At 69.0% G+C, this 26,065-nt stretch carries 27 protein-coding genes and 7 pseudogenes; 17 read left to right on the top strand and 17 right to left on the bottom strand.

Annotated features, from left to right (window positions below; genetic code table 11):
* Positions 1–12: 12 nt before the first annotated feature.
* From ACWDUZ_RS18740 to ACWDUZ_RS18730, 3 genes and pseudogenes are all read right to left on the bottom strand, one after another.
* Positions 13–138 (bottom strand): annotated as a pseudogene (locus ACWDUZ_RS18740) (site-specific integrase); the annotation flags it as partial.
* 20 nt (positions 139–158) lie between these two features.
* On the bottom strand, positions 159–2,192 hold the full coding sequence (locus ACWDUZ_RS18735; RefSeq protein ID WP_451632894.1) for a family 20 glycosylhydrolase: 2,034 nt from the start codon (positions 2,190–2,192) through the stop codon (positions 159–161).
* Between the two features lie 73 nt (positions 2,193–2,265).
* On the bottom strand, positions 2,266–3,015 hold the full coding sequence (locus ACWDUZ_RS18730; RefSeq protein WP_451632893.1) for a sugar isomerase domain-containing protein: 750 nt from the start codon (positions 3,013–3,015) through the stop codon (positions 2,266–2,268).
* Between the two features lie 163 nt (positions 3,016–3,178).
* Here ACWDUZ_RS18730 and ACWDUZ_RS18725 point away from each other — a divergent pair, with 163 nt between their 5' ends.
* The 3 genes and pseudogenes from ACWDUZ_RS18725 to ACWDUZ_RS18715 all read left to right on the top strand — a co-directional run.
* Complete coding sequence (locus ACWDUZ_RS18725; RefSeq protein ID WP_451632892.1) at positions 3,179–4,063, top strand: MurR/RpiR family transcriptional regulator; 885 nt, start codon at positions 3,179–3,181, stop codon at positions 4,061–4,063.
* 113 nt (positions 4,064–4,176) lie between these two features.
* Entirely contained in the window at positions 4,177–5,190 is a 1,014-nt protein-coding gene (locus tag ACWDUZ_RS18720; RefSeq protein ID WP_451632891.1) for an N-acetylglucosamine kinase, read from the top strand.
* Positions 5,191–5,445: 255 nt separating this feature from the next.
* Positions 5,446–5,738 (top strand): annotated as a pseudogene (locus tag ACWDUZ_RS18715) (transposase); the annotation flags it as partial.
* On the opposite strand, the gene ACWDUZ_RS18710 reads toward ACWDUZ_RS18715, so the two are convergent.
* On the bottom strand, positions 5,714–6,391 hold the full coding sequence (locus tag ACWDUZ_RS18710) for a hypothetical protein (RefSeq protein WP_451632890.1): 678 nt from the start codon (positions 6,389–6,391) through the stop codon (positions 5,714–5,716). The pseudogene ACWDUZ_RS18715 and the gene ACWDUZ_RS18710 overlap by 25 nt on opposite strands.
* A gap of 42 nt (positions 6,392–6,433) precedes the next feature.
* Entirely contained in the window at positions 6,434–6,670 is a 237-nt protein-coding gene (locus ACWDUZ_RS18705) for a DUF2071 domain-containing protein (protein WP_451632944.1), read from the bottom strand.
* Here ACWDUZ_RS18705 and ACWDUZ_RS18700 point away from each other — a divergent pair.
* Positions 6,576–6,896: a hypothetical protein gene (locus ACWDUZ_RS18700; RefSeq protein ID WP_451632948.1), complete on the top strand. Its 321-nt coding sequence runs from the start codon at positions 6,576–6,578 to the stop codon at positions 6,894–6,896. The genes ACWDUZ_RS18705 and ACWDUZ_RS18700 overlap by 95 nt on opposite strands.
* Before the next feature lie 123 nt (positions 6,897–7,019).
* Here ACWDUZ_RS18700 and ACWDUZ_RS18695 read toward each other — a convergent pair whose 3' ends face one another.
* Positions 7,020–7,355: a hypothetical protein gene (locus ACWDUZ_RS18695; RefSeq protein WP_451632889.1), complete on the bottom strand. Its 336-nt coding sequence runs from the start codon at positions 7,353–7,355 to the stop codon at positions 7,020–7,022.
* Between the two features lie 206 nt (positions 7,356–7,561).
* On the opposite strand from ACWDUZ_RS18695, the gene ACWDUZ_RS18690 reads away from it, so the two are divergent.
* Positions 7,562–8,119: a helix-turn-helix domain-containing protein gene (locus ACWDUZ_RS18690; RefSeq protein ID WP_451632888.1), complete on the top strand. Its 558-nt coding sequence runs from the start codon at positions 7,562–7,564 to the stop codon at positions 8,117–8,119.
* A 392-nt stretch (positions 8,120–8,511) separates the two neighbouring features.
* Here the strand turns inward: ACWDUZ_RS18690 and ACWDUZ_RS18685 are convergent, their stop codons facing one another.
* The gene (locus ACWDUZ_RS18685) at positions 8,512–8,928 is read right to left on the bottom strand and encodes a winged helix-turn-helix transcriptional regulator (protein WP_451632887.1); all 417 of its coding nucleotides are present in this window, start codon (positions 8,926–8,928) and stop codon (positions 8,512–8,514) included.
* Positions 8,929–8,984: 56 nt separating this feature from the next.
* Between ACWDUZ_RS18685 and ACWDUZ_RS18680 the strand changes: the two genes are divergently transcribed.
* Together ACWDUZ_RS18680 and ACWDUZ_RS18675 are read left to right on the top strand one after the other, a co-directional pair.
* The gene (locus ACWDUZ_RS18680; protein WP_451632886.1) at positions 8,985–9,665 is read left to right on the top strand and encodes an SDR family oxidoreductase; all 681 of its coding nucleotides are present in this window, start codon (positions 8,985–8,987) and stop codon (positions 9,663–9,665) included.
* A gap of 4 nt (positions 9,666–9,669) precedes the next feature.
* A pseudogene (locus ACWDUZ_RS18675) lies at positions 9,670–9,871 on the top strand (MFS transporter); the annotation flags it as partial.
* Positions 9,872–10,246: 375 nt separating this feature from the next.
* Here the strand turns inward: ACWDUZ_RS18675 and ACWDUZ_RS18670 are convergent.
* The 6 genes and pseudogenes from ACWDUZ_RS18670 to ACWDUZ_RS18645 all read right to left on the bottom strand — a co-directional run.
* Positions 10,247–10,723: pseudogene (locus ACWDUZ_RS18670) on the bottom strand (integrase core domain-containing protein); the annotation flags it as partial.
* Positions 10,724–11,196: 473 nt separating this feature from the next.
* Positions 11,197–11,622 (bottom strand): universal stress protein, encoded by a 426-nt coding sequence (locus ACWDUZ_RS18665; protein WP_451632885.1) that lies wholly within the window; start codon positions 11,620–11,622, stop codon positions 11,197–11,199.
* A gap of 39 nt (positions 11,623–11,661) precedes the next feature.
* Positions 11,662–11,919 (bottom strand): annotated as a pseudogene (locus ACWDUZ_RS18660) (alpha/beta fold hydrolase); the annotation flags it as partial.
* Positions 11,920–12,086: 167 nt separating this feature from the next.
* Positions 12,087–12,599 (bottom strand): hypothetical protein, encoded by a 513-nt coding sequence (locus ACWDUZ_RS18655; protein ID WP_451632884.1) that lies wholly within the window; start codon positions 12,597–12,599, stop codon positions 12,087–12,089.
* A gap of 512 nt (positions 12,600–13,111) precedes the next feature.
* Positions 13,112–13,864, bottom strand: a complete 753-nt coding sequence (locus ACWDUZ_RS18650) for an SDR family NAD(P)-dependent oxidoreductase (RefSeq protein WP_451632883.1) — start codon at positions 13,862–13,864, stop codon at positions 13,112–13,114.
* Between the two features lie 332 nt (positions 13,865–14,196).
* Entirely contained in the window at positions 14,197–15,318 is a 1,122-nt protein-coding gene (locus tag ACWDUZ_RS18645; protein ID WP_451632882.1) for an epoxide hydrolase family protein, read from the bottom strand.
* Between the two features lie 953 nt (positions 15,319–16,271).
* Here ACWDUZ_RS18645 and ACWDUZ_RS18640 point away from each other — a divergent pair.
* Positions 16,272–16,694: a hypothetical protein gene (locus tag ACWDUZ_RS18640; RefSeq protein ID WP_451632881.1), complete on the top strand. Its 423-nt coding sequence runs from the start codon at positions 16,272–16,274 to the stop codon at positions 16,692–16,694.
* A gap of 272 nt (positions 16,695–16,966) precedes the next feature.
* Here ACWDUZ_RS18640 and ACWDUZ_RS18635 read toward each other — a convergent pair whose 3' ends face one another.
* Entirely contained in the window at positions 16,967–17,314 is a 348-nt protein-coding gene (locus ACWDUZ_RS18635) for an ArsR/SmtB family transcription factor (protein WP_451632880.1), read from the bottom strand.
* A 151-nt stretch (positions 17,315–17,465) separates the two neighbouring features.
* On the opposite strand from ACWDUZ_RS18635, the gene ACWDUZ_RS18630 reads away from it, so the two are divergent.
* From ACWDUZ_RS18630 to ACWDUZ_RS18615, 4 genes are all read left to right on the top strand, one after another.
* On the top strand, positions 17,466–17,792 hold the full coding sequence (locus ACWDUZ_RS18630; protein ID WP_451632879.1) for a hypothetical protein: 327 nt from the start codon (positions 17,466–17,468) through the stop codon (positions 17,790–17,792).
* 694 nt (positions 17,793–18,486) lie between these two features.
* Complete coding sequence (locus ACWDUZ_RS18625; RefSeq protein WP_451632878.1) at positions 18,487–19,056, top strand: carbonic anhydrase; 570 nt, start codon at positions 18,487–18,489, stop codon at positions 19,054–19,056.
* 109 nt (positions 19,057–19,165) lie between these two features.
* Positions 19,166–19,690 (top strand): AAA family ATPase, encoded by a 525-nt coding sequence (locus ACWDUZ_RS18620; protein ID WP_451632877.1) that lies wholly within the window; start codon positions 19,166–19,168, stop codon positions 19,688–19,690.
* A gap of 423 nt (positions 19,691–20,113) precedes the next feature.
* The gene (locus tag ACWDUZ_RS18615; protein WP_451632943.1) at positions 20,114–20,527 is read left to right on the top strand and encodes a YrdB family protein; all 414 of its coding nucleotides are present in this window, start codon (positions 20,114–20,116) and stop codon (positions 20,525–20,527) included.
* Between the two features lie 16 nt (positions 20,528–20,543).
* Here the strand turns inward: ACWDUZ_RS18615 and ACWDUZ_RS18610 are convergent.
* Positions 20,544–20,839 (bottom strand): annotated as a pseudogene (locus tag ACWDUZ_RS18610) (transposase); the annotation flags it as partial.
* Here ACWDUZ_RS18610 and ACWDUZ_RS18605 point away from each other — a divergent pair.
* Complete coding sequence (locus ACWDUZ_RS18605; RefSeq protein WP_451632876.1) at positions 20,807–21,088, top strand: hypothetical protein; 282 nt, start codon at positions 20,807–20,809, stop codon at positions 21,086–21,088. The pseudogene ACWDUZ_RS18610 and the gene ACWDUZ_RS18605 sit on opposite strands and share 33 nt — an antisense overlap.
* Positions 21,089–21,265: 177 nt before the next feature.
* On the opposite strand, the gene ACWDUZ_RS18600 is transcribed toward ACWDUZ_RS18605, so the two are convergent.
* Entirely contained in the window at positions 21,266–21,835 is a 570-nt protein-coding gene (locus tag ACWDUZ_RS18600; protein ID WP_451632875.1) for a TetR/AcrR family transcriptional regulator, read from the bottom strand.
* A 103-nt stretch (positions 21,836–21,938) separates the two neighbouring features.
* Between ACWDUZ_RS18600 and ACWDUZ_RS18595 the strand changes: the two genes are divergently transcribed.
* The 3 genes and pseudogenes from ACWDUZ_RS18595 to ACWDUZ_RS18585 form a co-directional block, all read left to right on the top strand.
* Positions 21,939–22,847 carry an alpha/beta hydrolase family protein gene (locus ACWDUZ_RS18595; protein WP_451632874.1) on the top strand — a complete coding sequence of 303 codons (909 nt, stop codon included), beginning with the start codon at positions 21,939–21,941 and terminating at the stop codon, positions 22,845–22,847.
* Between the two features lie 565 nt (positions 22,848–23,412).
* Positions 23,413–24,153 carry an SDR family NAD(P)-dependent oxidoreductase gene (locus tag ACWDUZ_RS18590; protein ID WP_451632873.1) on the top strand — a complete coding sequence of 247 codons (741 nt, stop codon included), beginning with the start codon at positions 23,413–23,415 and terminating at the stop codon, positions 24,151–24,153.
* A gap of 597 nt (positions 24,154–24,750) precedes the next feature.
* A pseudogene (locus ACWDUZ_RS18585) lies at positions 24,751–25,049 on the top strand (IS200/IS605 family accessory protein TnpB-related protein); the annotation flags it as partial.
* 11 nt (positions 25,050–25,060) lie between these two features.
* Here ACWDUZ_RS18585 and ACWDUZ_RS18580 read toward each other — a convergent pair.
* Positions 25,061–25,492, bottom strand: a complete 432-nt coding sequence (locus ACWDUZ_RS18580; RefSeq protein ID WP_451632872.1) for an SDR family NAD(P)-dependent oxidoreductase — start codon at positions 25,490–25,492, stop codon at positions 25,061–25,063.
* 333 nt (positions 25,493–25,825) lie between these two features.
* On the opposite strand from ACWDUZ_RS18580, the gene ACWDUZ_RS18575 reads away from it, so the two are divergent.
* A complete protein-coding gene (locus ACWDUZ_RS18575; protein WP_451632871.1) occupies positions 25,826–25,954 on the top strand; it encodes a hypothetical protein in 129 nt (42 codons plus the stop codon).
* The last annotated feature ends 111 nt before the right edge of the window (positions 25,955–26,065 follow it).

The following is a 26,065-nucleotide window of genomic DNA, read 5'->3' as shown; positions in this document are numbered from 1 at the left end:
ACGCGCTGGAGGACGTGTCCGCGCCCGGGTCTTGGTGGGCAGATGCGTGAGGCCACCGGTGCGGGTGCGCTGGAGCGAGTGGCGGATGGAGGTGGTGCCTGTGTTGAGGTCGAGGTCCTCCCACCGGAGGCCGAGGAGTAGCAGTCTCCTGCGGTTGATCACGAGTCACTTGCGGAGTGCGCGGGGGCCTGGGTGATCGGGGTGATGCTCCATACGTCGTGCCGTGCCACGTCGCGCGGCTGTTGGACGACGGAGCCGTCCGTGCCGGCGACCAGGGTCTGCTGGGTGATGGCGTCCACCACGCGGTAGCCGCCGGGAACGGGTTCGAGCTGCCACTTCTGGGAAGTGGCGGTGGTGCAGGTCTCCCCGGTCGCCGCCGCGCCCGCCTGCTCGACCACCTTCATGTTGTTGGCGGTGCCGCGCGAGACGTCGGCGCACAGTCCGCTGTCCTGGGCGACGAGTTGGTAGTAGCCGTCGTCGGTGGGCCGCAGCTCCCACGTGGTGGCCGCCGTTTCGTCCTTGGCCATGAGGGGCGTGCCGGGTCCGGCCGGTGAGGGGCCCTCCCCCAGCGCGCCGCCATTGGCGCGCAGCCGGTACGTTCCGGCCTTCAGAGGCTGCACCCATGCGGGGCCGTAACCGGGGGCGTGTCCGAGCGTGTCGGCGAGCCCGCTGAAGGACGCATAGTCCGGGGCGGGCCTGGGGCCTCCCCAGACGGCCTGCGCGAAGACCCTCAGTGAGGGGAACACGCCCTGCTGCGTCTGGTTCTCGGTCTCCTTGCCGTAGTTGTCGGGCCAGATGTTGTACTCGGCTCCGCTGAGGTTCTCCAGGTGGCCGGTGACGGTGCCGTCGGCGAAGTCGACGGGCGACCAGTCGGTGTCGTACAGCTTCTTCGCGTCCGGCTTGTAGCTGCCGCGCACGTAGTACATGGCGTCGGTGGCGTTCATCACCCGGTAGCCGGCGTCAAGGAGTTGCTGCGAGGTCTCGTTCTCCGGCAGCCAGTGCTCGACGACGATGTCCTTGTCGAGCGGGATGGTGTTCTCACCGGTCAGGCCGTCGTTCCAGATGCGCAGGGTGCGGCCCTTGGACCGGACGTAGGCGTCGACGCGGTTCACGAAGTCGACGTAGGCGTCCTGCGGGGTCGCGCCGGGGCCGAACTTGCTGCGCGCGTACGCCTGCAACTGCGGGTAGTTCGAGTAGGCCGAGCGGATCATGTACTCGTCCGCGCCCATGTGGAAGTACGGCCCGGGGAACAGTTTCAGGTCCGTGTCCACGAGGTGTGTGAAGAAGGTGAACGCGTCGGGGTCGGTGATGTCGAGCCGCGACGGGTCCGGCTTCCCGCTCGTGTCCTTGAGCTGGAGGTCCGGGTACGGCGTGAGGTAGGGGTCCATGTGCCCGGGCGAGTTGATCTCCGGGACGACCGTGATGTGGTAGCGGGCCGCGGTGGCGACGATACGCCGCACCTCCTGCGGCGTGTAGTACGAGAACGTGTTGATCTCGGGGAACTCGCTGCTCTTCACCTTGAGTTCGAGGTGGAGCGTGTTGAGCTTGAGGTACGCCATGTCCTTGATCAGGCGCGTCAGCCAGGCATCGGTGTTGTACGTGTAGCAGGCGCACACACCGACAGCGCGCTCGCCCGAGGACGGCACGTCGGTCGTCGCGCCCTCGGGCAGGGCCGGGTTCTCGGCGAGCATCTGCAGCAGGGTGCGCGTGCCGTAGAAGACGCCGGCGCCGGTGCGGCCGGTGATGCGCACCTGGTCGCCGATCCGGAGGGTGTAGCCCTCGGAGCCGAGGTCGCCGCGCGTGCCGTCGGTGCGCAGCACGATGTCGCCGGGTCGGGGCGCGCCGTGGACGACGGGGACCGGGCGGCCGAGGGTGTCGCGCAGTTCGTCGGCCAATTGCCGCGCGGTGGGCTCGCCTGCGGCGTCGGTGTCGATCCTCGTCCGCGCGTCGAGGCGCAGGGTTCCCCCGCCCGGTGTCCAGTTGTGCAGGGAGGGGATCAGCGCGGGGGGCGCCGCCGCGGTGGCGGGGGAGGTCGGGGCCATGGGTTGTGCGGCGGCGCCGCCCGCGAGGGCGAGGGCGAGGGCGAGCAGGCCACCGCTCGCGAGGACCGCGGTGACGGGCCGTGCGAGGCGGTTCAGCCGTGGTCTGCGCGCCGGCGGGCGCGGTCGGCCTGTGACGTCTCGGCTGTTCATGTGCACGCTCCCATGACAGGCGGAATGAGCGGACTTGACAGAACTGTCTCGGCGGGCGGTGCCCGTCTCGTGGTCAGGCGCCGCGGCGGATCCGGCCCGCGTAGCGGTCTTCGAGGATCTTGTTGTGCTCGTCGCCGCCGGGCACGTTGGCCGAGAGGTACACCGGTGGGGTGACTCCCGCCTCGATCAGCAGCCGCACCACCTCGGCGTTGACCATCTGGGCCAGGTAGGCCGCGGTGATCGTGGAGACGGCGCACACGGAGCCGCCGGAGGGCAGCGGCAGCAGCGCGTCGCCGAAGGGCGCGCCGTTGTCTAGGACGACGTCCGCGAAGTCGCTGAGGCGCTTGCCCGAGGGATGGCGCGGGGTGGCGCGGGAGGTGTGCTCGAGGCTGGTGACGGCGATCAGGGCGTGGCCGTGTTCCTTGACCAGTTGGGCCATCTCGACGATGCAGCCGTTGATGCCGGAGTTGGAGGCGATCACGAACACGTCTTCGGCGTGCGGGGCGGCGAGCTCGTACAGTCGGTGCGCGATCACGGGGTCCCGCTCCAGCAGGGGGTCGCTGAGCGTGTCTGCGGGCGCGCCGCCGTACAGTACGAGGTCCCTGATCGCGATCTTGTTGGTGGGGACGAGGCCGCCGGCGCGGCCGGCGACCTCGGTGGCCAGCGACTCCGAATGCCCGGTTCCGAACGCCTGCACCACACCGTCGCCGTTGAGCGCGGTCGCGATCAGACCGGCCGCCGCGAGCACGGCGTCCGTGTGTGTGGTGACCACTTGGTCGACGACGTCCTTGGCCGCGGCAAGGAACTCTTGACTGTCTGGCACACCCGCTCCTTGGGATCAGATGAAGAAGTTTTGTTCTTCGCCGCATGACTTTGCGCGCAAAGGGAGGGACAAGTCAATGGAGCGGAGCCATAATTGGGTGCCCCGTTAGACAGGGCGAAGAATAATTCTTCACTGTCGAGGTGAGGTTGGGAGAGGCAGAGCCATGCACACCACCGCTGGGGCCGTCGACGGCGGCATCGTCGGCCGGATCCGCGAACTGCTCCCGGACTTGCCTGAAGCGCAGCGCACGACGGCCGCGTTGATCCTCGACGACCCGGCGGCTGCCGCACGGATGACCATCCTCGACCTGGCGGACGCGTGCGGGGTGTCCACCGGGAGCATCACCCGCTTCTGCCGCACGCTCGCGCTGCCCGGCTACTCGGCGCTTCGGCTCGCGCTCGCGTCCGACACCGGCCGGTCCGAGCAGGAGACCTGGCAGGCCAACATCGGCCGGGACATCTCGGAGAAGGACGACATCAGCCTGGTCGCCTCCGCGATCTCCGCCGGGGTGCGGCACGCGGTGGGCGCGACCCTGGCCGCCATCGACCTGGACGCCGTGGAGCAGGCGGCCTCCGCGATCGCGCGGGCCCGCCGGGTGGAGATCTGCGGGGCGGGCGGCAGCGGGAGCATGGGAGCCGAGTTCCAGCAGCGCGTCTACCGGATCGGAGTTCCTGCCTGGTCGTGGAGCGACACGCAGGTGGCACTCACCGGGGCCGCGCTCCTCGGGCCGGACGACGTGCTCCTCGCGCTGTCCCACAGCGGCCGCACGCGGGAGGTGACGGACCTGGCGGCGGAGGCCGCATCGCGCGGCGCCACGACCGTCGCCGTCGTCGGGGACCTCGACTCACCGCTGGCACGCCGCGTGGACCTCGTGCTCGCGACGACCGTGCCGGACGACGGTCCCGGCCACCACACCGTGCTGAGCAGGCATGCGCAGATGGCGGTCCTCGACCTGCTCTACATCGCCATAGCTCAGCGCACCTACGACCAGAGCACGGAGGCGATGGCCGCCACGAGCGAGGCCGTCCGCCCCTACAAACACGAATAGCACCGCCAGAACAGCACCGCGCGGGGGCAGAAGATCGGGGAACATCGGCCAGGACGGGCGAGGCGCGCTCCTGTGCGGACGTCATCCGGCGAGTACCCGGGGAGGGAAACGTCGTGCCGACAAGCGGGGACGAGCGGGCGGCGGACACGGCGGCGCGGCCCGTCGCCATCGGCATCGACGCGGGCGGCACCCGCACGCGCGCCGCGGTGGCATGGGCGGCCGCGGACGGCGGGCCGCCCCTGCACACCGGCGTGTCGGGACCGGGCAACGCCCTCTCCGTTCCGATCGACGTCCTGACCGCGCACCTCCGCGAGGCGGTCGCCGCCGCGGCGCCGCCCCCGCTGCGGCCCGCCGTACGGACGGTGGCCGCCGGGCTCGCAGGGTGTTCCGCGCTGCCCGGCGACGCGGGTGCCGCGAACGCGACCTCGGCGCTGCGCACGGCCCTCACGGACCTGGGAATCCGGCCCGACATCACCACCGTCTCCAGCGACGCCGAGATCGCTTTCGCCGGTGCGCCCGGCACCCCCAGCGACGGTCTGATCCTGATCGGGGGCACCGGCGCCGTGGCGGCCCGGCTCGCCGGCGGGATCACCCTCGCCACCGCCGACGGCAACGGCTGGCTGCTCGGCGACAGCGGCAGCGGGTTCTGGCTCGGGCGCAGAGCGGTACGAAGCGCGCTCGCCGCCCTCGACGGGCGCGGCAGGCCGACCCTCCTGACCGCGGCCGTCCGCGCGCACTACCTCGGCGAGACCGCCGCGAAGCCGCCCGCGACGCCGGCCGCCGCACAGGAGGTGCGCGACCGGCTCGTGCTGGCGGTTCACGAGCGGCCCGTCCTCGAACTGGCCTCCCTCGCACCGCTGGTGGCGCGGGCGGCCGAGAACGACGACCGGGTAGCGCAGCGACTGCTGTCGGGCGCGGCAAAGCGGCTGGTCGCGACGCTGGACTCGCTCTCACCCGGCCCCGAGGACATCCTCGTGACCACCGGGGGCCTGCTCGGTCCCGGCGGAGTGCTGCTCGGCCCCTTGAAACGCCGGCTCGCCCCTCGAGGTCTGCACCCGGTGCCCGTGCCGGACGGCCTCGCGGGAGCGGTGGCCCTGGCCCGGAAGGCACTCGTACGGACGGGGTGACCGGCACGGACGCCCCTTCCCGTCCCCGCCGGGCAGCCGCGCACTCCAGTGCTCGGCCACATCCGTGATCGGGCGTGGCACCGAACGATTCACGGTCCCACCCGAGTGTCCCCAGCGCCTCGGGTCGCGTCCTGAGAAGTGCTGTACAGGCGCCCACCGTATCCGCGTGCCGGGCCGGGCCTCTGAGTGCCCGGAGCGCAGGAACGGCCACCGGCTGATCCTCGAGGTGTCGAAGCTCGAAGGAGATCAGCACGATTGACCGCTCCAGACAGTGAGCCCCTGCACGCCCCCACCGAAGAGAACCTCGCCTCGGCGAGTCCCGATCTGCTGCGCGCGATGGTCAGGACGTTCGCCGACGCGCTCATCTCCGCGAAGCCCGGCGCCCTCTGCAATGCCGGATACGGGCAGATCAGCGAGGTCAGAGAGGAGAGAAGGTCAACCATCGCAAGGGCTGTCGCCCACGCGAGTGGCACACCCGGGCCGGCACCGTCGAGCCGGCCGTCCCCGAGCTCAGGACCGGCAGTCACATTCCGCCCCGGCTCCTCGATCCTTCTGCGATCCCTCCCTCCGGTCCGAGCGCCACCGTCGTCGTGACCCGGGTGAGCGAGGGTTTCCTGGGCACCGACCCGAAGCCGAAGCGGACGGGCGGTTCGACGGGGGCCGCGGAACCGAGGTCGGCGCCGGCGAAGAACGCCGAGACCGCGCGGATCGGCTGCAGATCCCGTGCGCCGTACCATTCGCGGCGGCCCGCACCGGCGCTTCCCCGGGTTCGCACGCCGGGCAGCAGCATGCGGGCCGGCCAGTCCATGAGCGCACTCCACGCCGGACGGCGGGCGAGCGCGCCGGGCACGACCCGCAGCAAAAGGCCCAGGAGCCCGCGTCTGCCCGTGACGAACCGCAGTTCGAGCGGGCCCGCGGTGACCGTCCAGGTACCGTCCATGACCCCGACCCGCACGGGGACGACCCGAACGGTGTCGAAGACGTACGTTCCGCCGATGAACTCCGCGGTCTCCCGTGTGGGGGCCAGCAGCAGCCGCTCACCCTCGGCCCGCTCCAGCATCACGTCGCTGAACGGGCCGAACGGCGACTGCTGCCAGTGGCCGAGCACGACACGCGTTCCGGAGCACGTGCCCAGGCCCGCGATCCAGCCCTCGAAGCGCAGCAGCGGGCCCCGTGCGGCCGACCTGCAAACCCGGCTCACCACCAAAGTCCCCCTACGACGGTCCCGCGCTGCGGCTCCGGCTCAGGCAGAAGCGGCCGTGGGCGCACAGAGTCGCGAGGCTCCCAGCCGCACATCCCTGACTCCTTCCGAGAAGTGCACCACAGGCCCTCCAGAAGGAGCAGGCAGCCCGGCGGAGGCAATCAGCGTCTCCTCCAGCACCTCCATGGTGGCAGCGGCCAGCGGCCACGGTTCATGCTCCACCGGCGTCTCCCAGAGCACGTCGAGCCGGCGGGTGCAGGCCCGCCGACGCGAGGTCAGCCACGCGTCCCGCTCCGTCGACCGCTCGATCCGGTCGCCGGGGCGGCGGCGTTCTCGCCTTCCCGTCCCTGAGCCTCTACCACGTCTCGAAGGGGGCGACCCGACGGCCGCCTCCGCGGCGCTGCTGAAGGGCGCCGACGTCGAACAGTCGCCGCTGCGGGTGCTGTCCGGCGCCGCGCCCCCCCACATGGTCAAGAACCTGTACGCCGAGCGGCTGCAGACCTAGTAGCCCGAGTAGGAGCAGGTCTCCGTCGCCGTCGACGGCGACCGGCTCCCCTGGACTCCGGTCGTAGAGGTCCGCAATCCACACCGGACCCAGAGCGTCCGCGGCCGGGGCGGCAGTCCCGGCTCAGCCCAGCGCCGGGGCGAGACGGCACAGCGGCACCTTGCGGCGGTGGGGGCGCGCCGCACTGGTGCGCAAGCCCATCAGGTGCGGAACCGACACCTCCGGGACTCGCCTCGCCGGTGCGTCGTTCTCGTACGCCTCCGGGACCAGGAGGACTCCGGCGGGGCCGACGTGCAGAACCTGGTTGCTCATGTCGTACTCCTTACGCATCTCGCCCGGCAGGGCGCCCGCCCGGCTCTGGAAGCCGAAGCGGAGCCTCACGCCGAGCCCGCACCGCTGACGCTCGATGGGTCGAGTGGCGTCGCCGACATCCTCGCCTCCGTGAAAGCTCTCGGTCACAGAAAAGAGAGTGCCCCGCGATCATGAGAACCGCCTGAATCGACCCTAAGAAGGCAGAAAAAATCAGATACGTCCGATATGGGGACGACCTCAGGGTGAGGTGCCCCCAGGACGGGGGTCGAGGAGTGCCGAGCAGCCGCCTCGGCCGGAGCGACACGGTGACGCCGGAACACCTGGGAGCGACGTAGAAATCATTGAAGTTTCACGTGTCGACTCTTCAGGTAGAAGCGGTGGGGAACTCAACGCGTGCGCTGATCATCAGCAACCGGCGGATCACGGACCTGACAGCAGAAGTGATTGCTGAACTGGTCAGTGAGATCGGCCCGTTGTGGCAGGAGCGTCACCAGGCGAGACTTGCCGCGCGACCGCGCAAGCGGTCCGTGGGCGCCGGTGCGAAGCACCGTCTGGTGTTCGCCGACCGGCTCCTGGCCACGCTCGTCCATCTTCGTCACGGGGTCACCCATGACGTGCCGGCCTGCTGGTTCGGCGTGAACCGCTCCACCATCATCCAGGCCATCAACGCAGTGCGGCCCCTGCTCGCCGAGCGCGGCTGCACCGTCAGCCCTGATGTCTGGCTGCGCTCGCTGGCCGAGGTCGTCGAATATCTCGGCTCGAGCGGGAGGACCGGCATCGTCGACGGCACCGAGATCCGGGTTCGGCGGCCCGCCGCCGGACGCAAGGACCGCGACCAGTTCATCCGGCAAGAACCAGCAGAACGCCGTCAAACCATGGTGGTCACGGGCGGCGAAGGTCGCATGCTGTGATGCAGCCCAGCACGTCCCGCAAGCTGCGCGGACATCACCCATGCCCGCCAGTCGGGACTGGGCGGGCTCCTGGCCGACGGGCGGACAGCCGAGATCCTCGCCGATGCCGGCTACCAGGACTGGGCGCCCGGACAGGCGGCCGGGTGGTGACACCGCCACACCGCAAGTTCAAGAAGAACGCCCCGGACTGGTACGAGGAGACTCGCGGCGGCCGAGGCGGCGGGCCAGGGCCCGCCAGTAGACACGTCCAGCCCAGACGGGTGGACAAGCACGTGAAGCCTCTGGTGGACACGGTTCTCTTGGTCGAAAACCCATCTACCGGGGGCTTCACCACATTGTCAGCCCAACTGCCCGACTGCAGAAGCAGGTTGGAAAGGTCTCACTCTCATCTGCTACGGCCGACTCGCCAGATGAGATGGCGTCTTAGGGAGGCGTCGTCCGCCTGAGGCCTCTTCGACGCCGGCTCGTTCGCGAGCAGCGAGGATGTCCGGAACGTGCGTCTCGGCCCACTGCCGTACGGCACGCAACGGGACCAGCAGGGAACGGCCGAGATCGGTCAGTGCGTATTCGACGTGCGGCGGATTGCCCCCCAGGTCGGTACGGGCGAGCAGACCGTCAGCTTCCATGGCGCGCAGTGTCTCGGTGAGGGCCTTGGGGGTGATTCCGCGAATGTGTGCTTTCAGCTCGGTGAACCGCATCGGTCCGTCTTCCAGAGCATTGACGGCGAACACCGTCCAACGCGCCCCGATGCGGTGCAGCACGGTGCGACTCGGGCACGTCGCCGCCATGACGTTGTACGCCTTGCCCATGGTGGTCCTCCCAGTAGCGTTGAAGATACCGGTAGCGAATGTATACTGTCACGCTCATGAGCGAGAACCTGACAGGCAAGAGGATCCTGGTCGTCGGCGGTGCCCGTGGTATCGGCGCTGAGATCGTCCGGCGCGCCGGACAAGCTGGCGCCGACGTCGTCGTCGGCACACGATCCGGCCCCGAGGTCCAGATCGACGTCACCGACGAGACCACCATCGCACGGGCCGCAGAATCGCTCGGCGCCTTCGACCACGTGATCTCCACCGCGTCGGCTCACCATGACGTGCCGGTGCCCGACCTTGAGCATGACAAGATCCAGGCCGCGTTCTCCGCCAAGGTCGTCGGTCCGCTGCTGCTGGCCAAGCACTTCGCCCCACAGATGCCTGCCGACGGCTCGTTCCTGTTCTTCTCCGGCATTGTGGGCTGGCGACCCAAGCCCGGCACCGTCGTCAAAGGTGTTGCAAATGCTGCGCTGGCCGCGCTGGTCACCCACCTGGCCGTCGAACTCGCACCGTTGCGCGTCAACGCCATCGCGCCCGGTATCACCGACTCTGGTACCTGGGACCGACTTCCGAACGAGCGTCGCCGTGCCTTGTACGACAGTGCCGCCGCGGCCTCCCTCGCAGGCAGGGTCGGGACGCTCGAGGACGTGACCGACGCCGCCCTGTGGCTCCTGGGCACGGGATGGGTGACGGGCGAGACGGTCCATGTCGACGGCGGCTCCCGGCACCGCTGATCCCATGGCAACCACCACCAGAGTTCAACCCCGCGTGCTCGTCCGTGCCTCCGGTGACCCACGCTATGCCGTGGCCGTGGCCGTGGACTCGCTCGGCACCGGCCTGCTGAAACCTGTTCTTCTGCTCTACGGGGTGACGGTACTAAAGGCTGTCTGCGCCGGTCACCGGCCTCGGCATGACGGCTGGCATCGTCTTTGCCGTCATTGAACGTGTGGCAGGGCGGCATCCGGCCAGCCTGGGCATGTTTCGCACAGTGGCCTGTGAAGGCTATCTTGACGGCATCGCCGCGGGGACAGCAGCGATGACGGGGGGAGCCATGGGGCTGTGGGTGAAGTTGCCGCCGGAGAACGGCGAAGAAGTGCTGTGCGTGAAGACAGGGGCCGTTCTCGTACCCGGTACGGAACTTGCTCTGATCGGCGGGATACTCGTACTTACCAACCGGCGGCTCTACCACGGCCCGTTGGACACCCGCCTCCTTGGCCAATTGCTCTCCCGACTCGCCGACGTGGCCGGGCCGACAGGCAGTGGCGAACTGATCGACTTGGCCATGGGATGGTTGAACAAGGCGCGAACCGTGCCGCTACCGGCCATCGCATCTGCGACCGCCATCCGGTCTTCGTCGATCCGTGTCACCACACAGGACGGCAAACACCGCAACTTCGGTATTGCCGCCAGCTGGAGGAGTCCGGTGTGGTCGCGAAACAACCCGCCGCACCGCGATGAGATGCTCGCAGCCATTCTTCAGGCGACTGATGCCGCACGTCAGGAGTAGCACGGCGCGGCATGAGAGGGCGGTGAGCCTGGTTTTCTGCCTCGTTGAGAGTGAGCGGGCTGGTGGCGGCGCGCAGGGTGGCTCACGGCCGCGGACGTGAGCTGCCCCCGAGTTTCGCAGAGTCCGGCGATCTCGTTTCAGGCGGACTGCGGGGTTTGCTTTTGGCGCCGCCAGGAGTCGCGTTCGTACTCGGCGGGGCGGTACGTAGCCGAGGGCGGAGCGGAGGCGTTCTTCATTGTACCAGGTGACCCACTGGAAGATCGCCCGCTCGACCTGGTCGACGTCCCTCCAAGCGGGCCCTTCATCTCGATCAGTTCGGCCTTGAAGGTACGTTCAGGGCCTCGGCCATCGCATCGTCATAGCTGTCCGCGACCGAGCCGACCGAGGTCCAGGCCCCGATCTCGGACAGCCTCTCGGTATACCGATGGCAGCCGACCGGGGGCGGCCGAGGAAGCCCTGCCCCGGCAGTGCCGGCGGAACGGCCGACGGCGCCAGGTCCGCCCCGAGTGCCGCCCCGCTGATCACCGCCGCCTCCTGGCGCATCATCGCGCGGACCTGACCGGGTGCCGTACCCACCAGACGGGGAGCGGCGATCTCGGTGCGCCGCTGGTCGGTGGCCGCGACTCGACCGGCGCGTCGCCGCCGTACCGCACTACCTGGAGGACGCCCGGCAGCGGTGGCTCCGGTCCCGGATGCCGCCCGGCCCGGCGCCGCGGTGCGCGGTGCCGGGCCGGGGCATGCGGTCCTCCTGGCCTGCTCTAGGCCGCCTTGTCCGGGGCGAGCAGGACGGCGATCTTGCTGGTGTGGGCGACCGCGTCACTGACCCGGGGGTTGAACAGGGCCGGGATCGTCCCGCGGTGATGCGGGCTGAGCACCAGCAGGTCGGCCGCGTTGGTCTCGGCGGCCGCGGCTATGAGGGCGGGGACGTCGTTGGTCATGCCGCGGACGAGGGAGCCGTCGGCCTTGACGCCCATGTCCCGCAGAACGGCCAGAGACTCGTCGAGTATCTCCTGGCCTTCGGTGTCGTCCTCCAGACGTACGACGGTGTCCCACGCGACCTGGGACGCGACGACGTGCAGGACATGGACGCGGGCGTTCGTCAGGCCGGCCAGCTCACCGGCCATGCGGACCGCCGAGTCGCGAGCGGGGCTCGGATCGACGGCGACGAGAATGCTCTGGAACATCAGGTTTCGTACCTTCTCTCAGTCGGGGGTGCGAAAGCGCTACTTCGCAAGGAAGTCAAGCAGGGCCTTGTTGACCTCCTCTGCGTGGGTCCACAGCAGACCGTGGGGGGGCGCCTTCGGTCTCGACGTAGTCGGCGGACGGGAGCCTTGCGGAAGAGCCGCCGGTGGAGTCGATCGGCAGGATGTTTCGTCGGCGGCGCCGTGCAGGATCAGCGCCGGTACGTCGATCTCGGGGATGTCCTCGCGGAAGTCCGTGAACCGGGTCAGCGGCGCCGCCGCGGCGGCACAGGCCCCGCCCGGCATGACGGGAAACGGGAGGTTTCACGCAGCAGGTGGGGTGCGGTCATGCAGGGCGAGGGGCTGCGGCGTCGTCTGATGATCACTGCACGCGACGCGTTCCCCACTACACGACCAGATCGACGATCGAGTACCCGACGCCTCATCACCTACCGTGCACCAGCTCGTTAGTCCCGGATCCCCAGGTCCTGCCTCATCAGTGTCCGCATCGCTACCAGCCGGGGCTCCGCCTGCTTCACCTCGACGAGTAGGTGCTCAGCACTCTCGCCGTCACGCGCGAGGCCGCGGTCAATGCGCTTGGCCGCCGCGTCGACCTCGGCGAGCACCTTGTTGAGTTCTCGCGAGGCCTCCATGATCCGCAAGGGGACGATCATTTGGGCTGCCGCATAGCGGTCGCGGTACTCCCTGCGGGAATCCTCAAGACGGGCGCGGTCCTCCTCGGCATAGACGCCGTCACGGATGCGGTGCAGGGCGTCCTTGAGGAGCGTGTGGAATTGCTCGGAGGCACGGTTCATGGCCGTGTATGCCTCTCGCCGCTCCTCGAAGGACCTTCTCCGGTCGGCGATTTCGGCCTCGGCGGCGCGCTCCCGGGCGTTGAAGCGTTGTGGCAGTACCGCGCCAAGAAGCGCTCCCCCGAGGCCCGCCGCCGCGGTGATCGCGGTCGCTATCGCGTCTGACATGCCCGGACCTTATCGCCATCCACACTGACGCGGCTCCGCCGAGCCGTTCGCGGCAGGGATGGGAGACGGTGTGTGTGCTACCCGGTATCCACGGTGAAGACGGACCCTATTGCCCATGCCGCTTGTGGCTGTCGGCTTCCCCGAAGGGCCCGTCCGCCCGAGCATGCACACAACGGGACACGTCGAGCGCGTCCGGTGAATCGTGAGCATCGCGGAGGCGGCGCCGTGCCTCCTGGAACGAGGCCGGCGTGTGGAAAGCCGCATACAGTGAGCTGAAGAAACTGCGAGCGAACCCACGCGCGATGTCGCCGACCGGGAAACCCCGCACCGACGTCACCCGGATCCCGCGCCTGCACGACGAGATCCCACCGACGACGGGCGTGGTCGGCCGCCGAGCGCGGCCGACCGCTTGGCCCCGGCGGCAGATCTGACCGGTGGACCCGCAAGAGCGGCTCGACACGGCTGCCCCCGCCACCGGCGCTCTGTCTTCCCCGCGAGCAACGCTCGGTCTTTCAGGTGAGTTCGAGGCCGCCGTCGACGGTGAGTACCTGCCCGGTCATCCATGCGCTGCGCGGGTCGGCCATGCGCACGATCCACTCGGCCAGTTCCTCGGGTTCGCCGCGGCGCCCCATGGGGATGCGGGCCGCCTCCGCGGCCTTGACCTCGGCAACCTGCTCCGGGGTCAGTCCCCCGCTGGCAAGCGCCTCGCTCTCGGTGGGGCCGGGAGCGATCGCGTTGACCCGTACTCCGTCGGAGGCCAGCTCCAGGGCCCAGCTGCGGGTGAGGTGCTCGATCGCCGCCTTCGAGGCCCCGTAGTGAGAGGCATGGGCCAGGGGTCGGTGGCCGAAGGTGCTGCTCAGATTGATGATCGCGCCACGATGTGCCCGCAAGTGAGGCAGGGCGGCGGCCGACAGGAGACTCGGGGCGGTGACATTGGTCGCCCAGATGCGGTCGATACCCGCACGGGTCGACTGCTGAAGGTCCATGGAGGCGAACACACCGGCGTTGTTGACCAGCACATCCACCCGGCCCCAGCCGTCGAGCGCCTGCCCGATGATGCTCTCGGGGCCGTCCGGCGCGCAGACGTCCGCCACGAACGCCGCGATCCGCGGGTGCCGGCCGGCGGTCTCCTTCAGCGGTCCCTCCCGCCGCCCCACGGCCAGAACATGCGCTCCGGCCTCCGCGAACTTCACGGCGGACGCCGCTCCGATGCCCGAACCGGCGCCCGTCACGATCACGACGCGGTCCTTGAAATGGTCGTTCATGGCTCACTCATAACGTTCGATATTCGATGAACTACGAACATAACAGAGGTGCGGGAGTACCGCATGCGGAACCCGATGCGGCACGCCTCCCAGCCCGGCACCGCAACGGCAGGGCCGGGCTCGGACGCCCCCGCCAATCCCCCGCCGCACCCCACGCATCCGCCGATTCACCCCGTCCCGGCACCGGCAGGAAGGCCGGGACGGCCGGCGCCCGGATTCCGGGTCCGGCGGCAGGCCGCTCGGGCGCGGCGACCGGGAGAAGTCCATCGCGGCCAGGAACAGGCAGGGCGCGCTCGCTTTCGCCTTTGATCGCCGTAGGATCCGGGCGGCGGTCAGCGGAACAGCCTGCCGAATCTGCGAACCTCTTCCGCGAAGATCTCCGGTTGTTCGAACGCCGCGAAGTGCCCGCCCCTGCTCGCCTTGTTCCAGTACACGAGTTGGGAGAACGCCTCTTCCGCCCAGGATCGGGGAGGGGTGTAGAACTCTTTGGGAAACAGGGTGACGCCCATCGGAATGTCGATCTTCACGGCGTTCATGGTGACGTCGGAGTTCTCCCAGTAGAAGCGCGCGGACGATTCCGCCGAGTTCGTCAGCCAGTAGAGGGTGATGTCGTCCAGCATCTCGTCCATGGTGAGGACGGACTCCGGGTTCTTGTCACTGTCGGTCCACACGCCGAACTTCTCGTAGATCCACGCTGCCTGGCCCACAGGGGAGTCAGCGAGGGAATAGGAGATCGTCTGAGGCCTGGTCATCATCTCGATCTGATAACCGATCTCGTTCTTCTGCTGCGCGTTCAACTGGTCGACGGCGGTCTGCTCCTCCGGCGTCAGCCGAGAGAGGTCAAGGTCGGGAGGAACGATCTGAGGGAAATTCAGGTGTATCCCCAGGAGCCCTTTGGGGCGCAGGACGCCGAGTTGGACGTTGACCGCAGCGCCCCAGTCCCCGCCCTGGGAGAGGTAGTGGTCATAACCGAGGCGCGGCATGATCCTGGCCCAGGCCTGTGCTGTCCTGACACGGCCCCAGCCCCGTTCGTCCGGCTGGTCGGAGAACCCGAATCCGGGCAGGGAGGGAGCGACCACATGGAAGGCGTCCCGTGCCGACGCACCGTACTCCGTCGGGTGCGTCAGGCGTCTTATGACCTTGCGGAACTCCAGCACCGAGCCGGGCCAGCCGTGTGTCAGCATGATGGGCATCGCGTCCGGATGGGGCGATCTCGAATGGAGCAGATGGATGCTGACACCGTCGACAACGGTCCGGTACTGACCGAATCCGTTGAGCAGCGTTTCGACCCTGCGCCAGTCGTAGTGGCGCTTCCAGTGCTCCACGAGGCGTCGTACCCGCCACAGCGGAGCCCCCTGCGACCAGTCGTCGACCAGTTCCTGCGTCGGCCATCTCGTCAGGTCCAACCGCCGCCGCAGATCCTGCAGCATCCGCTCCGGGACATGCAGTCTCATGGGGACGACGCCGGTCGACGGCAGGTGCGGCCGCGTCTGCTCCGGGCCTGATCCGGTGAATGCCTCGGCAACCCCTGCCGTCATGGATGACACTGCTGATCCTGCCGCGAGGGCACCCATGGCCCGCAGCAACCGGCGGCGGTTGAGAACAGGCGCTTCGCTCGTCATGTACGTCTACTCCGATCGGCATTCAGGTGCTGCGCGATGACCGCCGGCGGACTCCGTGGACGGTCTCGGTCGAGGGAACTTGCGGGGCGCGGCATGCAGAGACATGCAGGCGCCGCCCCACAGACGGGAACAGGCGGGATTCGGCGGACGGTCGAGAGGGCGACCTCGATACTCAACGACATCCGCAACCGCCGGTGAACACAGCAGCGCCGGGGCGGTACAACGCTGTTGTGCGCGATGGAGCGGGAAGGCCGTCAGCCATCGCCGCGTCCGCGGTCCCGGCCGTACTTCCACGGCCGGCAGCTCCCGCCTCGATGGTGGTCCGATCAACCTCTTTCGATGTTCGCCGAACATCGAACACGTTCAACGTAACACCGGGTCCGCGAGGACCGGAACGCGGCACGGAGGTGTCATGGCCCACATGCCGACCCGCCGCGTGATCTCCATTCCCCCGGCTCTTCCATGCCCCTGACATCGATCCGCAAGGCCGCATCACCCGACAGGCTCGCCCCTGAACCCGACCCGATCACCCCTCCATGGCCTCCGGCAACAAGTCGTGCTAGCTTGTTCGGCATACATCGAACGATGCTGTCGTCGCCATGTTCGCCAGAACTCACGACAGCCCTGCGTACGGCTACGGTCCGCGGCTCCTCAGTGACTTACCGCAGGTTTCTCGGCGCAATGGCTCGGCTCCCACAGGGCCCCACCAACGGATGACCGCCTCGGGCGGTTACCGACAGCAGCCGCCGAGCACCGACGCAGCGCAGAAAGAGAAAGAGAATGTCATGACCAAGGTCAACACCGACGTCCACGAATTCATCTCCCGTGTCGTGCACGACGGGAGCAACTACCGGATGCAGGCCATGGAGGAGCTGTACGCCCCCGACATGGCCATCCTCTTCCCCGGCAAGGACGGATCGATCGTCGCCGCACCGCGCAAGGAGGTCTTCGCGGAGTTCGCCGCACGGGGCAGCAAGGGCGAAGCACCCTTGTCTACGGAGTACCGGATCCTCCATGTCGAGGACCAGGGCGACCAAGCGACGGCGCTCCTCTACCGCCGCATGAGCGACACGGCGGCCCCCTTCCTCTACGAACTGCGACTGCGCCGCGGCGGCACCCGGGGCTGGCTCGTCACCGGAGAGACCGTCACTCCGTGGCCCAGGCCGGAAGCCGCCGGCGCCTTCCTGCCGCCCCGGCAGTCCGCGTAAACCAATCGACGAGAGGGCTCGGACTCGGCTTCGAACACCGGCCGATGGGGTTCCGCCTCTCGCCAACCGGTTCCGGACCAACCGTCTGCCGGAGCGGGTGCACGAGTGGCGGCGCTGCCGTCAGCCCCGTTCCGGGGCCGCACGCACCGCCAGGACGGACCCGACCATGCGGCCCCGGTGTCACGCTCCGCCCTGCGGCAGCCGGCACCGCGGCCCGTGACCGGGGCATCCCGGATGCGTCGGGGAATATGTCACCGAGCGCGGCGACGCGGTCACACCTGCTCGCCGCGCTCGGTGACATGTTCCCCGACGCCGTCGGCGACCGCCGCGGACAGCAGCGCCGGCAGAAGGCCCGGGAAACGGGCGTCGAGGAACTCCCGCCGCAGCGTCACATAGCACCGGGTGCCCTCCTGACGGGTCCGCGTGACACCCGCTTCACGCAACACCTTCAGGTGATGGCTGAGAGTGGACTTGGCGACGGGGGCGCACAACTGGCCCCACCCCCGCTCGGCGCCATCGGACAGCACGCGCACGATCCCCAGCCGCGTCGGATCGCTCAGCGCTCCCAGCAGACGCGGCAGGGCCACCTCACTGTCGACTGGTGACGAATGGTCCGGCATGGTGACCATGCTACCGCCCGTTCGACAGAAACCGAACATTCGGTCCCGCGGGCACGATGACGCCGCCGGTGACCCGCGCATCGTACGACCACGGCCTCGGCCGGGCTCCTGGAGTTCCACGTTCCCCTCCCGCCACGTTCTGCACAGTTGCATGCCACGCTCCCCCGACGTCGCCGGCGGCACCGCCCGGCACGCAGGCGATGCCGCCCCCTTCGACCCCGCTCGTCCTAGGCAGTGCCAGGCCGGTGGTGACGGCGTCGCGGTCTCGGTCGATGCCGGCCGCGAGAGTGTGAAGGCTGGGCAGGTCGTCCTGGCGGACGGCGTCGAGCCGCTGCGGGAGTCGTTCACCCTGGCGTTCGGTGAGCATGTGAGCGAAGGACCGGACGTGACCGGTCAGGGCATCGAGTCCGGGGCAGTCGGCAAGGACGGCCTCGAGCCGGAGCTGTTCGATCTCGGTCAGCGTCTCGGGTTCGGCTGAGGACCCATCTCGTCGGGTCCGGCGATTCCGGTGCGGGAACACCAAGTGCCCCGGCCGTGGTGCACTGCGAGCTGCCGCGAAAGCCCAAGAAAACGATCTCCTCCCACAGCTTCCAGGCGTTGGTGCAGCCCTCATGGTGGACGTCGAGACCCCACTGGCCGCGAAAGAGGTCTTCCGGCTTCGCAGCGTCGAACAGGACCTCTGTCCTCGACGGCGCTCGTCAGCTCCGGATGCCCCACCGCACCGTCAAGAGCGGCAAGGCGCACCTTCTCGATACCCCGTACGTCCAGGTAGGGCTTGTACGAGCCCGGCACGCCACTGACAGCACCCGGCCGTCGGCAGTCCGGCCGGGCAGGGTGGGTCTCGGCATCAGACGCTCAAGCCGCCGCACGAACCCGTTCCGTGGGCCATTGGTGGCAAAGGAGCCCGCGTCCGCTTGCGGCTGCCGTCAGGTCACGCGCACCGCGCTGAACAATGGCCGTGGTCAAGACGCACGGACGTGTCTGAGCGGCACCGAGGGGAACGACCGATGGACAAGGCAGGACGTCCGGATCGTAGAGCTCTGCTTGCCGGCGCGCTCGCGGGTGCCACGGTCGCACTTACGGGGTGCTCATCGACGAGCGCTGCCACGTCGGCGACCAGTGCTCCGTCGAAGGCGCGGCCGACCACTCCCGGCGCGGCATTCACGAGACTGATGGAAGGCAACGAGCGCTGGGTGAGCGGAGATCTTCAACACCCCGACCGGGATCCGAACCGGCGTCAGCTCCTGGCCCAGGAGCAGGAGCCTTTCGGGGCGGTCCTCGCGTGCATCGACTCCCGAGTGCCGCCTGAACTCCTCTTCGATACGGGGCTGGGTGACCTCTACGTGATGCGCACGGGCGGGGAGGCGGTCGAGCCCGTGGTCACTGGTTCTGTCGAGTACGGGCCCATGACGAGCGGCACCCCGCTCATCGTGGTCCTCGGGCATCAGCGCTGCGGCGCCGTCGAGGCGGCGTACAGGTCCCTTCGTGACGGCAAACCACTGCCTGGCAGCCTGCAAGCGATTGTCAAGGCTCTGCAGCCGGCATACGAGCAGGCCGTAAAGGAAGGCGGCGCCGACCCGGTCGAGACCATGGCCCGCGCCCAGGTCACGTTGACCGCGACCGATCTACGTGACAACCAGGACCTCGCTCCACTCGTGGGAAAGGGCGCCCTTGCCGTGGTCGGCGCCTACTACTCCCTCGACACTGGCAAGGTGGACGTCCTGGTCGGCGCACCCTCTTGAACCGGTCAGACGAGACGGGCGGGATCGCGCTGCTCGGCCGCGTCGGGGCCTGGCGGTCTCGGCACCAAGAGCAGTCATCCCCACTTGGCCTTCGTGACAAGATCTGGGTGTGACGACGTTGTTCCTGACGGTTGGTCTGCCTGGGGCCGGAAAGACCACGAGAGCTCGGCAGCTGGCCGAGGAGCACGGCGCTCTGCGGCTGACGCCGGATGAGTGGATGCTCCCGCTGTTCGGTGATCCGCAGCCGGAGGGGAAGCGCGATGTGCTGGAAGGACGGCTGCTCTGGCTTGGTCTGGAGGCGCTCAGGTTGGGAACCAACGTGGTCCTGGACTTCGGATGCTGGTCTCGTGACGAGAGATCCGCGATCCGCTGGTTGGTGATGTCTGCAGGCGCGTCCTGTCAGCTTGTGTATGTGCCGGTGGACCACGAGACCCAACGTGCTCGAATCGCCCATCGCCAGTCGACCACCCCTGATCAGACCTTCGCGATGAGCGAGACGGACCTCGCGCGCTGGAGGACGCTGTTCGAGGAGCCCGATGTCGCGGAACTCGAGGGCCATGGGGTTGAAGGTCCGCCTCCTGGATGGCCGGGCTGGCTGGAGTGGGCTATGGATCGGTGGCCGTCACTCGCGTGATCGTCCGGCCGGCCTTGGTACCAGCACTGGCGGCGGGCCGCGTCCGCGTGAACGGGACCGGCGGGCGCTGCCGGAACTGCGCCAGCCAGCCAGCCATCGATCGCGGTGCCCGCGAGCCGTCGCAGGTATCGGGCGTACTCAAGGCCTGACGCACCGCCGCAGTGCGGACAGTCCGCATCCGCCGAGCGGACCCGCGCCTGCATCGTGACTCCGGCTGCGGCCCGATCGACCAACTCCACCTCGACACCATGTGGATGAGGGGCCAACACCTCGACGTTCTGCGAAGAACACTCGCGCCATGATCACAGCTACCGCCGGCTCCGACTGCGTCACAAGCTCAGTGCCCGAGCCGGATCGACTGACCGTCGACACCATGATCGCCGCCGTGCCATGCTGGGCGTGCCGGAGCAGCGGGAGGATTCGATGACGGGGGACACGGGCGGTGTGGCCGGGCTCGGTGCACGGCCCTGGTATGGCGCCAACGAAGTTCTGGCGTTCTTGCTCGAGCTCGCAGCGCTGTGCTTTTTGAGCTGGTGGGGATTTGGTGCGGGGCATCAGGATGCGCTCAAAATCCTGCTCGGCGTGGGAACGCCCCTGGTGGCCATCGTGCTCTGGGCGTTGTTCGCCGCGCCCCGGGCTCGGCTGCGGCCGCGGCTTGCTCTGGTCCTGGTGGTGAAGGCGCTGGTGCTCGGCGGTGGTGCCGCCGCTCTGTACGGCGTGGGCCATCCCGTCGCGGCAAGTGCCGTCGCGGTTGTGACGGTCGTCAACACGGCGGTGAGCGAGATCTTCCGTGCCACCCCGCCGAGCGTGGCGCCGGTCGGGCCGACGCGCCACTGACACCGACTTCGGCTCGTCAGGGTGACGCTGGTTCGTCGAGGGTCAGGCCGGTTTGTGCTGTCAAGCCGTCGAGGGTGTCGACCGGTGCTGGAGGCGCTGGAGCCGGTTGCAAACGAACGTTCCCAACCGGCCGAGGGTGACGACGGCGAAGTCGGCCAGGCTGCCCTTGACGTATGCCCACACCCACTCGACCGGGTTGAGGTCGGACGAGTAGGCGGGCAGCAGGAACACTGTCAGCCATGCACGCTCGGCGATCAGCTCACACATGGCGTGGGAGACGTGACGGTTCAGCCGGTCCCACACCAGCACGACCGCCAGTGGGGCTGGTCAATCTCCTGGCTGGCGGCCCCGCGGTGCAGACCCTCGCAGCACGGCATCGCCCACCTGAAGGACTGGCGGGTTCTGAGCCCGTGCTTCGGCTGCTGCGATCGCACGGGCGGCACCACCCAGGCCGTCGCCGGCCTGCTGTCCTATCAGCGGACCCTGGACCTGGTCCAGGCCCGGCGCTCCGCCAGGGCCTTGGTCGACCCCTTCGCCCGCGTGAGGAGGAATCTCCCTTGAGCTTTCGCGGATTTCGGCGCGGGCCGGGAGACCTTCCGCTCCGCCCGCGTGAGGGCTTCCAGGACCTTGCCGCGGGTCGGTGCCGGCTGCTGCTGCTCGTGCTCGCTCATGCCTCCTAGGCGCAGTGGACAGAGACCGGCGTGGCGGGTGCAGGCAGCACGGGCACCGGGCCTGTTGTCATGCCGTGTTGCGACATCCGGCAAGGAGGACGGCGACCATACGCTTGGCGTCGGCTTGATCGTAGTCGGGGCCGGTGATGCAGAGGTTTCCGATGGCGCGCATGAGCGTGTAGGCGGTGACATCGGGACGAAGTTCGGCGGCGGCGGCAGAGGCGTCCAGCAGCATCGCACAGGCCGGGACCAGGGTGTCGAGCATGAGGGTGTGGAGGTTCTCCAGCCCCTGATGCCCGGAGCCCAGTGCTGCGCCGAGGCCGTGCTTGGTCACGAGGAAGTCCACGAACGCGTCCGTCCACTGGGTCAGCGCGGTGAACGGTGAGGCGGACTCCTCAAGGAGTCGGGGCGCGAGAGCGGCACAGGCGTCGATCTGGTGCCGGTAGACGGCGGTGACGAGGTCCGCGCGGGTCGGGAAGTTCCGGTAGACCGTACCGACACCGACGCCGGCGCGTGCGGCGATGTCACGGACGGGCGCCTGGACGCCCTGCTCGACGAAGACCGCCGCAGCGGCCTCCAGTACGCCGCTGCGGGTGCGCTGCGCCTGTGCTTGGCGTACCCCGACCGACTCCGGCACGGATGGCTCCCTTTGTTCGCGGAACAATGTTCCGCTAAAGTGGCGGAACGGCGCTCCGTCAAAGTATGGCAGAGCCGTTCCGTAGAGAAAGCACAGGTCTCCCATGTCTTCCCGCCCTCTCGGCCATCAGATCGTCTCGGTCAAGCCCATCCCCGTTCCCGCACCCGACCGCGGTATCGACCTGCAGGTGAAGGTGACCGCCCCCCGGTCGGGCCCGAACCTGCCTGTGATCGTCTTCTCCCACGGCAACGCGTGGTCCCTGGACGGCTACGAGCCCCTCGTCGACCGTTGGGCCGCCGCCGGATTCGTCGTGGTGCAGCCCACCCACCTGGACTCCCGCCGCAACGCCATCGGCTGGGAAGACCCGCGCTTCGCCACCATCTGGCGCGTGCGGATAGCCGATCTCCACGCGGTTCTCGACAACCTTGGCGACATCCTGGTCCAGGCCGGCCTGGAGAGCCGCGTCGACCGTGAACGCATCGCCGTGGTCGGCCACTCCTGGGGCGCCCAGACCGCGGGCGCCGTCCTCGGTGCTCGCGTACTCGACGCCGACGGCGTTCCCGGCGAGGACTTCTCCCACTCCGCGGTGTCGGCAGGCGCGCTGATCGCCGCGACCGGAACCGGCGACAGCCTCACCCCGTTCGCCGCCGAGAACCTCCCGTTCATGAAGCCGGACTTCTCCACCATGGCAACCCCGGCCCTGGTCATCGCGGGCGGCAAGGACCAGTCGCAGCTCTCCACCCGGGGGCCGGAGTGGTTCACCGACGCCTACCTCCTCAGCCCGGCCCCCAAGAGCCTGCTCATCATCGACGAGGCCGAGCACTCCATGGGCGGCATCGCCGGCGAATGTGTCGCCGAGACCACCGACGAGGACTCCGCCCGCGTCGTCCTCGTCGCCGACACCATCTCGGCCTACCTCCGCGCGGTCCTCGGCCTCGACGACGCCGAGTGGACCACCCTCGGCAGCACCGCCGACAACGGCGACCTTACGTGGAGCATCACCAGCAAGTAGGCCCAATCCGGCAGTCGGGGATGCCTGGCGCCGAACGGTCGAGCAGAAGAACACCCCGTCCGACCAGTGAGGGAGCGGCGGTGCTCAGAACCGCTCCCCAGGCGCCGGCGATCCCGGTGATGAGCCGGAGTTCCTCCCATCAGGTAGCGCTCCCGAGTACCGGCATCAAGCCAGTATGGCGATCACCACCACTGTCGAGGTGCGTGTCGCCGTACGAGAGTTCGCGAGGCGGGGAGCGAAGCTTCCCCAGGAGCGCGCTCCCCTCGGGCTCGGTGAGACCGTCGTGTCCGAGCGCCGCCGGACCGCATACCAGCCAGCCCGGCACCCACCTTCAGCGGCCGGGTCGACGGTGCCGCCAAGAGCGGAGCGCCCGGTCCGTACAGCGCGATCCGAAGACGGTGCGCAGATTCAGACCGCCCGGACGACCGCCGCTCCGCATCGTTGGGGCTCAACAGACCAACAAACGTACATATCAGGCCGTAAGTCGCATGAGGAAGTCCTCCACCACCGGGGGCCTCAGGCTTCTGATCCCCGGCTTCTCATCACAGACCAGCAGGAGATTTTCATGCCATCACTCTCAGGGAAGACCGCGCTCGTCACCGGCGGCAACAGTGGCATCGGCCGTGCCGCCGCCCTCCATCTCGCTGCCCTGGGCGCCACGGTTGTCCTCAGCGGCCGCGACACCACCCGCGGTGAAAAGGCCGTGAACGAGATCACTGAAGCGGGCGGAGCGGGCACCTTCGTGGCCGAAGACCTCAGTGACGAGAGCTCAGCTCGGCGCCTCGCCCGCGCTTCGCTCGAGCTGGGCGAGGGCCACGTCGATATCTTGGTGAACAACGCTGGCATCTTTCCCTTCGGCCCCACCGATGCGGCGACGGAGGCTGACTTCGACAGCGTCTATGCCGTGAATGTCAAGGTGCCCTTCTTCCTGGTCGCCGAGCTGGCACCACGCATGGCCGAGCGAGGAGACGGCGCAATCATCAACGTGACCACCCCGCTTGCCGAGTTCGGCGTCCCCCATCTGGCCCTGTACGGGTCGTCCAAGGCCGCCCTGGTCCTGCTCACCAAGTCCTGGGCAGCCGAGTACGGGCCCCGCGGCGTGCGCGTCAACGCCGTCAGCCCAGGACCGACGCGGACCGAGGGCACCGCCATCCTGGGCGACGCACTCGATGCTGCCGCAGCACAGGCGCCCGCCGGCCGACCCGGAACCCCTGAGGAGATCGCACAGGCCGTGGCCTACCTCGCGACCGCCTCCTGGGTGCACGGTGCGATTCTTCCTGTCGATGGGGGCCGAACCGCCGTCTGAGCTTGTTGGCGTGCTGTTGTCGAGGTGAGACCGGTGTCAGGGGGACATCCGCCGATGAGGCTGCTGCGCTACCAGTCTCGCGGAGACCGCGCCGAAGGGGGTATCAGGTGGTCGGGGGCGGTGAAGGCTGTATTCGTCCGGCCGGATGACAGTCCGGTCGGCAAGGATGTCGACGCCGCTCGACCCACGGCGGCCTTCGTCCGAGAGTGGCTCAGGGCACAAGCTGCGTTCCGCCGGTCGCACGGCCAGAATCAGTCACATCGGTGAAGCAGATGCTGGGTCCTTGCCAACATACGCATCAAGTTGGCAAGGACTCAGCGCTGAATCGTGCCCTTCGCTTTGCACATCTACGAAATGAACGGCAAGCCTGCTCAGGGGCAATCCGTGCGAGGACGTCCGGGGCGCCTTTGTCGTTGTAGTCGTGCGGGGCGGGCTTTCGGACGACCTTGAACGTGCCGGAGGCGGTCAGTGTAGGACCTATGCCGTTGATCGGCTGGGCGCTGATCTACCACGTGTAGTCGCCATTGGGCGCGCTGGACGTGTGAAGCTTCCCCTTGATCGTGGACACCTGGGGACTGGGACATGAGGTTCCAGAGGAAGATGACCACCCGCCACGACGCCGCCGGCGTCGCGATCGGGCGACGCGCTCTCGGGTACCGCATCCGGCGACGGACGGCCCACACACACACGACCAGAGCGATCGTGTGGGGCATCGGACCGCCCAGGCCGGACACGGCACCCGCGGGCGCGAGGAAACCCGCCCCCGCATCCCCGGACCACGGACACGATCCGTGTCGACGGACGCGGCGCGAACACGGGTGACCAGCGCATCCATAACCGTTCGGGATGCGCCAGCTGACCAGGTTTGGGTCCAAGACCCACTCCTGCTCACTGATGAGGAACGGTGTCAGCGAAGGATGAGCAGTGGCTGGGCCCGTTCGGTATGCAGCTGCCACAGTTCCTGGGCCACGTCGTCAGGTTCGTGCCTGGCGCCGGGCCCGATGGGGCCGACGACCGTGACCTGGGCGGCATGCACGTCGTCGTCGGCGAGTGTGTCGTGGAGCATACGCACGTAGGCCGACTCGGCGGCGTAGGCGATGGCCGAGACCGCACGGTCGCGGTGGGGTTCGACGGCGGCGCCGCCGGTGGTGAACAACAGGGTGCCGCGTCGCCGACGGCGCATGTCCGGCACGACCGCGCGGACGGCGGCGACGGCGGCGACGACGTTCAGGGCCAGTGCGTTCGCGACGTCCGGTGGCCCGGTCTCGAGTACGGGGGATCGCCGGACCGACCTGCCCGCGTTCGTCGTCGCCCCGAACCGCGATGTTCTGGCCGGCACCGCGCTCGAGGAAGCACTGCGCGGCCTCGCCTGAGACGACCGGATGGCGCTGCGAAGACCACCTTGGCGGTACGTCCGCCCGCACGGCCGGCGCCTTGGCCAGTTGGTGGGCGCCGCCGCGCGCTGCGGTCGCGTTCGCCCGTGCAGCGGCGGCTGCCTGGGCGGGGCAGGCCGTGGCGCAGCCGCGTACGGAAGCCGGACCGCATCGCGATCAGTCCAGGCGCCGACAGAACTCGTCCCCGCGACGCAAGCGTCCGGTGTCCGGCATCGCGGAACTCTTCCTCGGGCGCCCCGCCTGCGGGCCGACGGCGGCAAGCCATGCAAGGGCCCCGCATGACCACCGCGCACATCGCGGGCCGCGTCGCGCTGATGAAGTCCGCGCAGTCGTCGCTGACCCCGGCGCACATCGAGTGGGCGATCAAGGCAGTGTCTGCCGCCGAGAGGCCGTCCGCCGCCCCATGACGGTCACCGAGGGCCGCGTGCCGACGCGGGCAGAGGGCTTCGCATCCAGGGTAGGAGTGTCCCACCCACCCTCGGGGCTCGTATCGGGCGCGGTTCCTGCATAGCCTCGTA

The sequence above is a fragment of the Streptomyces sp. NPDC003393 genome (genome assembly GCF_053589015.1).
This window is presented reverse-complemented; position numbering and strand designations above follow the sequence as displayed.